The organism is Anaeroplasma bactoclasticum, assembly GCF_003550015.1.
Taxonomy (GTDB): domain Bacteria; phylum Bacillota_I; class Bacilli_A; order Acholeplasmatales; family Anaeroplasmataceae; genus Anaeroplasma; species Anaeroplasma bactoclasticum.
The window spans coordinates 1-7,122 of the sequence record NZ_QXEV01000051.1 but is presented as its reverse complement, the minus strand read 5'-3'; the positions used below and the strand labels follow the sequence as shown (position 1 = coordinate 7,122).

Below are 7,122 nucleotides of genomic sequence, written 5' to 3'. Positions count from 1 at the left end.
CAAGAAAAGATATGCCACCAAAAATAATCACACAGTATCAAATGTAAATCAGATTCATAGTGAACTATCAATTTTGATTTCAAAAAAGCATGGCATATCAACAAGACATCTTCAGGATTATTTAAACTGGCTTCTGTTCTTAAAGAAGATTAAATATAGAGTAAAGGCCGAGGCAAGAGTTTCATTTACTTATATGGAATCAATGAAACAAGTTCATACAATAGCGGTAAGAAATATAACTAAGCTTCCTATGCCTATTGATTTATATCAGGCCTATGGAGCATATCATTATGGAATTTTTTCTTAATTACCAACTTTTTGTTTGAACTTAGCAATTTCTTTTGATATTCCCTATATAATTCTAAATCACTCATGACTATTCTCCCTTAAAATCTCCATTGCTGTTTTTAATCCATCTAGTGCAGCACTAGTAATTCCACCTGCATACCCTGCACCTTCTCCCATAGGATAAATATATGGATTTGAAGATTTTCTATTTAAATCTCTAATAATTCTTACTGGACTAGATGATCTAGATTCTATTCCAATTAATATGGCATCAGGATCATTAAATCCATGTAATTTCTTATCAAATTCTTTAATACCAAATTTAATATTTGAAACAACAAAATCTGGTAAGCACTTATTGAAATCTGTAAATATAATCCCGTGAGGGTATGTAGTATTAATACTTCTTAAAGAATTAGCAACCTTACCAGCTAAGAATTCAGATACTAAATTTGCAGGTGCTTTATAATCTTTTGATATTTCATATGCTAGCTTCTCATATTTTTCTTGATAATCAATACCATCAAGTACATTCCCCTTATCATAATCGGATGGTTTAACATCAACTAAAATAGCACTATTAGAGTTTTCACCTAATCTATCATTATTACTCATACCATTGACTACAATCGTATTATTATCCGATTGGGATGCAAGCACATATCCTCCAGGACACATACAGAAGGTATATACTCCTCTACCATCACTATTATGGGCTGCAAGCTTATAATAAGCACTAGGTAGATATTTACTAAATTCTCCATATTGGGCATAATCAATTTTTTCTCTTTTATGCTCAATTCTAACTCCCATAGAGAATTGTTTTTGTTCCATATTTAATCCAATCTCATTATATAAATAACGAATCGTATCCTTTGCAGAATGTCCTATTCCAAGTAGAACATGACTTGTTTTAAATTGGAATTCTTTTTCACCTTTAGCATAAACTATTACAGAATCATTTTCTTCTTCTAGCTTATAAAATGTTGTATCAAAATAGAATTCTCCACCTAAGGATTCTATTTCAAGCCTTATATTTTTAACGATTTGTTCTAAATAATCTGTACCAATATGAGGCTTTGCATCATATAAGATATCTTCTTTAGCTCCATGGATATAAAACTCATTTAATATAAAATTAATATATGGATCTTTTAAATTAGTAGTAAGCTTTCCATCAGAAAATGTTCCAGCTCCACCTTCACCAAATTGAACATTAGAATTATTAGATAAAACTTTATTTTTTAAAAAGTCCTCTACTCTTTTCTTTCTATCTTCAATTTTAGATCCTCTTTCAATAATAATTGGATTTGCCTTACATCTAGCTAAATAAAGGGAAGCAAACATTCCAGATGGACCAAATCCAATAATAACTGGTCTATCCTTATATTTCCATATAGGATATTCCATTTGAATATTATTGTCTTTATAAATTGTTACATCTGGTGATGTAATTTTTTCATTTGTTTCTATTAATAATTTATAAAGTAAAACTACTTTTTCTTTTTTTCTTGCATCTATAGATTTTTGTAATATCTTATAGCTAAATTCATGTAAATGAAATTTATTTTGAATTAAGCTTTTTAAATTTTTATAATCCTTAGGAGATACTTTAAAATTACTTACCTGATATTTCATTTTCTATCTCCTTTGCTACATATAATGCTGATGTAAATGCAAATAATAAATTGTAGCCACCACAAATAGCATCTATATCTAATACTTCTCCCATTGCATATATGTTTTTATCTTTTTTAAGGGATAAATTATCATTTACCATAGATAAATCAATTCCACCCTTACAAACCTGAGCAAACTCAAAATCATATACTCCAGAAATAGGTATGTATAAGGAATGTGGATTGATTTGATTATCCTTTAAATAATTTAAAATCTTAGGCTGTATAACAGATTCATAATCGATATAATCCTTACCATAGGAAAAATCAAGCTTTACCATAATATCTGCCTTACTTTTTAAATGAGCATAATGGCTAGATAAATTCATAATAACTATACCAGATATACCATTATCCTTAAATATAACCTCTCCATCTTCTTCATAAATTATATTATGATTTTGAATTAATGAAGCCCTTACCTTCGCTCTAGCTCCACTCATTGCTTTAATCTTTTTCATAGTCATAAATCCTACTAAGGATGGAGTAAAAGGATTAAATTTAATTCCTAAATCATTTATAAAATCCATCGATAAATATGGCTTTTTAAAGGATGCGATAGAGCCTGTAGCTAATACGACCTTATCAAATGGGCCATAGCATCCATTAAAATAATATTTACCACTTCTAGAAGATATACTTCTTATTTCTAAATCAACAATATTTTTCTTTATATTTTTAAGTAATATATTTAATACACTTTGACTTGATTCACTGATAGGATACATTCTTCCTTCATTATCCTTTTTTGTATAAATATGTAAAGAATCAAAATAAGTAAATAATTCCTTATAGCAAGTATCTAATACCTTAATTGCGAGGGGATTATTAAAATAATCACTACTCTTATAAGAATCATGAGCAATATTACATCTACCATTACCAGAAGCTAAAATCTTTCTTCCAACCTTGCCAGCATTAAATAGCATATAATCGATATTTAATTTTTCAAGCTTTGTGGCTAAAAGTAAGCCAGATGCACCTGCACCAATAATTCCAACCTTCATAAGATACTCCTTTATATTTCATATAATATAGTACCAAAAATTTTAATTAATGTATAGAAAAAGGCACCATTTGGTGCCTAAATTTCTTAAATTGTTTGACTTTCTCCATCTAATAAATATGTAAATGCTGATGAAGTATTTGTAATTTCTTCAGAATCCATAGGAGTTGATACATTATCCATCTTTAATGTAATACCAATTGGATCAGTATCAACTGGATTTGAAAATGAAATTGAGGTTGCTGCCTTAATACCTACTGCACTATCCTTAATTGTAAGAGTACCACCAGTCATAGTAAATGTACCCTTATTTCCTTTAGTATTTACTTCAGCCTCAATTGCATCTTTCGTTGCAGTAATAGTTGTATTACCACTATAAATATCAATTTGCTTTGCATGAATACCATCTTTAATATTTGCAGTAACATTTAATACTACTTCACCTTTAATCTGAACCTCACTTGCAGATACTGCATGTTTTTGGCTATTCGTAATATTAATAGTTCCTTTACCACCAAACTCAACATTATTATTGGATTGAACTGTAGATGTTTCATTAACTAAGGAAGCATTTGTAACTAAATAGTTTGTTGTATCCTTCTTCGCTTTAATTTCAACTTTAGATTTTTCACTTAACCATGTAATTGCAGATGCATCAGATGTAATTGTTGCACCATCTAAAACTAAAGTTACCTTTTCTTGTAATGTGCTAGCACATTCAATAGAACCATTTAAGGCACCACTAATAGAATATTCTCCTGATTTATTAATGATTAATTTTGAAATTTCCTCATCATAAGTAAATCCATTTTCTACTGTTGTAGATACAGATAATGTATTAGTAACATTATATACAGTTGGTTCTACATATTCAGTTGTAGTTACTATATTTGTAGTTGTTGTAGTTGTTGTAGTTTTATTATTTGTATTATTAGAATCTAAACTACAAGATGTAAGTAATGTTGCAAATGCAATTCCTGCTAAACCAATTAAATATCTTCTTTTCATTTTCATTCCCTCGTTTCTTTTTATATTAAAACACTTTTTATTTGTAGTTTCTAGAAAAAATGAAAATTTAACAAACTTTCACACAATAAAAAGAAATCGAACAAAAGAGCCAATATGGGTTGGCTCAATATTTAAATAACATTTTTAATCTTTAAAATCATCATAAGGGCTTGTAAACTGGGGATTCTCCTTCCAATTTACATAAGCGTAATTCCCTTTTCTATGAACTAAAATATCACATGGTCTATTTATTCTATTATAGTATAATTCATCAATTGCAATCTTGTTTCTAACGGTTTCCATTTGATCATTTTTAAATTCAATAATCATTATATAATCATAATAGTCTCCACAACCTGCACAATATGGTCTTCCTCTATAATATAAGGCTATAGATTTATATACTTTAACAATTCTTGCCATTGCTTTTTTACCATTTAGGGCAACATATTTTCTTCTTTCCCAAATAAAATTTGGAATAAACAGAAATAAAAACATTAAAAATAGAGCCGTAGAAAGAATCATAAATACAAAAAAAGCATACTCCAAATTTGCGACCTTTAAAAAATAAAGTGGTGTAAATATTGCCATACCCAAAAATGAGATTGGCATTCCAATAATTGCCGCATGCAAATATGATAGATTTCCGCCTATTCGATATTGCTCAACTTCCATAATAATCTCCTCAAAAATAATCTTAAGCATATTATATCATATTAAATAATCCTGTAAATAAACTTTTAAAAAAGAGCCAACACAAAATGCTGGCTCTAATTTTTAACGATTCATATTTAATTCCTTATCGATATTATAAAGCTTCTTCTTGAACTTCTCAATCTTATCCTCAATTGGGTTAAGACGAGATGCAAGCTCACGCTTCTTTGTAACGATTTGCTTACGTACCTTTGTTAATTCATCCATATGTAAGGCACGTTCCTTATTTGATAATGTAGGATTATCCTTTAATACCTGTAAGCGGATAGCTTCAGATTCTAGCTTCTTTAAATCATTTAATTCAGCCATCTTTAGCTTAGAGTTTTCAAGCTCGAAGATTTCATGGTCTAAACGATCACGCTCTTCCATAAGCTTTTGCTTCTCTTCCTGATGAGTTTCCCAGTAAGCTTCATTCTTAAGCTTTTGGTCAACTCTATCACGCTTACGAATATCCACGAACTTATCATCAAGCTTCTTCTTAGCCTGACCGATCTTTTCTAGACGGATATTTTGTTCGGACATAGAACATTTAACAGATTCCTTAATCTTAGTACCTGATACCTTATGTCCACAATTACGGATAATGGCTTCATGCATCTTAACAATGTTAGAAAGAATGGCAGTTACTGTACCATGCTTTTTAGCAATGTCCATCAAATAATCCCATGCATTAATACATGCATCCTGTGTTGCAACAAACTTTGCGTATGCGGCGTCTGTTTGAGTTTCAGCTTTCTTACCGAAATCCTGAATACCCTTTTTGGATACAGCGGTAACAACTGCACTGACATTTGATGCTAGCTTATCTTCATAAGCGACAATGTCAACTCCAAACGTCTGATTTGCTTGACGAATGATTGGGTCAACAATATCGACAGTTTCCTTTACCTTTGCAAAATTTTCATCCGAAGGGTTTCTTCTAAACTCCGAGCTAGCTCTTAGAGCATATGCAACCATTGTATCAATTACATTTTGTCTAACTGTAAACTGGTAATCTTCAAAATCTGCTTCTCCAGCATTTTGAAGTGCAGTATTCCAGCAGTTAATACATTCCTTGAAACGGAAATTTGTAGGGGTTGTTTGCTTACCTGCACAGTTTCCTTTCATAATCCATGCATCGGAATTTGTTGCATCTAGCTCAATGACACGGTTTGCATAATTTTCTGCATCAACATAGTTTTCAGAATCGTATGCATTTTGAGAAAGAATAAATAAATTCTCAATCATTTGAGCTGTGCCAACACCTACTGTATTCGTTAGATCTGGCTGCTTTGGAGCTGGTTGTACCTTCTTAGGTGCTGCTGCGACCTGAGGTTTAACGGAAGTTGGTCGCATAACGACAACTTTCTTAACTGGTGCAGGCTGACCCGATTTGGGTTTAGCTTCAGCTGGAGCTGGCTCACCCGGTTTTTTGACTTGCGAAATTATACGTTTCGCAGCCTGTGAATCATGAGTTTGTCCGGCAGGTTTTCCTACAACGACCTTACGCACAATGGTAGGGCCCTTAGGTACTGCAACCGGTGTTTCATCCTCATATTCGTTTGCTGGTGCTTCTTTTTGTGCTGATTTATCACTACTTGGCTCATCTGGTACTTCCACGAACATTCCTCGTGCTTCTTCAATAGTGTACTTTGCACCACATACCTGGCATTCAAACATACCGGCAAGCTTGACAAAGTCGGATTCGCCACACAAATCACAAACTATTTTCTTCATCGGTTTTCTCCTTCTATAAAATTTTTTTGTTTTTGGTTTACTCTTCCTTGGCAGTTTCCCTATAGTATTTTGGTCTAGAGTAATGTCTTTAATAAAGAATAACTAGTACTGCAAAATGGGCAATATCACGCAGAATACCAAGCTTTTGAAGCACCAAGTACCTGATAGTTGCGCTTATTATTAATTAAGGTTTGCGTTTGCAGACTTGTGATTATAATCACGCGTTATTATGTTAGGGACTGCATATATCTAGTTAAACTAGAATTTTTGTTATTATGGCGCACTAAAGACAAAAGTGCGTAATTCCATAATTAGCATTATTATACTCCATTATGAAAACCTTTTCAAGACAATTATTGTTGTAACGTTGTTTTAAAAACAAGGGAAAGAAAAAAGGTAAGCTTTTGACTTACCGGGTTTTCGACACTTGTAATACATTAAAACCAAAAGCTTGAGGCATTTTATATACTTTGTATATAATTCCTCTTATTTTTTTGTCAAATTTTTAAAATTTTTAGTAGTTATATGTAGTTATTTATAGTTATTTGTGGTATAATAGTATATGTGGAGGTATTTTTACGATGAAATTAGTATACAACAAGAAACTTAAAGACCCTTCTTACTATATTCAACATAGCTATAGAATCGGAAAATCAGTTAAAACTATGACGGTTTTAGTCATCGGTAAACATTCTGAACTTTTAAAAACTC

Annotated in this window: 5 protein-coding genes and 1 pseudogene; 1 reads left to right on the top strand and 5 read right to left on the bottom strand. The window is 31.3% G+C overall.

The features are described from left to right. A pseudogene (locus EI71_RS10290) lies at nucleotides 1-307 on the top strand (hypothetical protein); the annotation flags it as partial. Between the two features lie 59 nt (nucleotides 308-366). Here EI71_RS10290 and EI71_RS09925 read toward each other — a convergent pair. The 5 genes from EI71_RS09925 to EI71_RS09905 all read right to left on the bottom strand — a co-directional run bounded on the left by EI71_RS09925 (nucleotide 367) and on the right by EI71_RS09905 (nucleotide 6,411). Then, nucleotides 367-1,926 (bottom strand): NAD(P)/FAD-dependent oxidoreductase, encoded by a 1,560-nt coding sequence (locus EI71_RS09925; RefSeq protein ID WP_162849954.1) that lies wholly within the window; start codon nucleotides 1,924-1,926, stop codon nucleotides 367-369. Then, nucleotides 1,907-2,974: an NAD(P)/FAD-dependent oxidoreductase gene (locus EI71_RS09920; protein ID WP_119017066.1), complete on the bottom strand. Its 1,068-nt coding sequence runs from the start codon at nucleotides 2,972-2,974 to the stop codon at nucleotides 1,907-1,909. Before EI71_RS09920 ends, EI71_RS09925 begins: the two co-directional genes overlap by 20 nt. An 86-nt stretch (nucleotides 2,975-3,060) precedes the next feature. After that, nucleotides 3,061-3,981 (bottom strand): carbohydrate-binding domain-containing protein, encoded by a 921-nt coding sequence (locus tag EI71_RS09915; protein WP_162849953.1) that lies wholly within the window; start codon nucleotides 3,979-3,981, stop codon nucleotides 3,061-3,063. 144 nt (nucleotides 3,982-4,125) lie between these two features. Further along, entirely contained in the window at nucleotides 4,126-4,656 is a 531-nt protein-coding gene (locus tag EI71_RS09910) for a hypothetical protein (RefSeq protein ID WP_119017064.1), read from the bottom strand. Between the two features lie 102 nt (nucleotides 4,657-4,758). After that, nucleotides 4,759-6,411: a hypothetical protein gene (locus EI71_RS09905; protein ID WP_119017063.1), complete on the bottom strand. Its 1,653-nt coding sequence runs from the start codon at nucleotides 6,409-6,411 to the stop codon at nucleotides 4,759-4,761. Nucleotides 6,412-7,122: the final 711 nt, after the last annotated feature.

Bases quoted from the DNA above. Each gene is read 5' to 3' on its own strand.
- EI71_RS09925 (WP_162849954.1), bottom strand. From the start codon at position 1,926: ATGAAATATCAGGTAAGTAATTTTAAAGTATCTCCTAAGGATTATAAA.
- EI71_RS09920 (WP_119017066.1), bottom strand. From the start codon at position 2,974: ATGAAGGTTGGAATTATTGGTGCAGGTGCATCTGGCTTACTTTTAGCC.
- EI71_RS09915 (WP_162849953.1), bottom strand. From the start codon at position 3,981: ATGAAAAGAAGATATTTAATTGGTTTAGCAGGAATTGCATTTGCAACA.
- EI71_RS09910 (WP_119017064.1), bottom strand. From the start codon at position 4,656: ATGGAAGTTGAGCAATATCGAATAGGCGGAAATCTATCATATTTGCAT.
- EI71_RS09905 (WP_119017063.1), bottom strand. From the start codon at position 6,411: ATGAAGAAAATAGTTTGTGATTTGTGTGGCGAATCCGACTTTGTCAAG.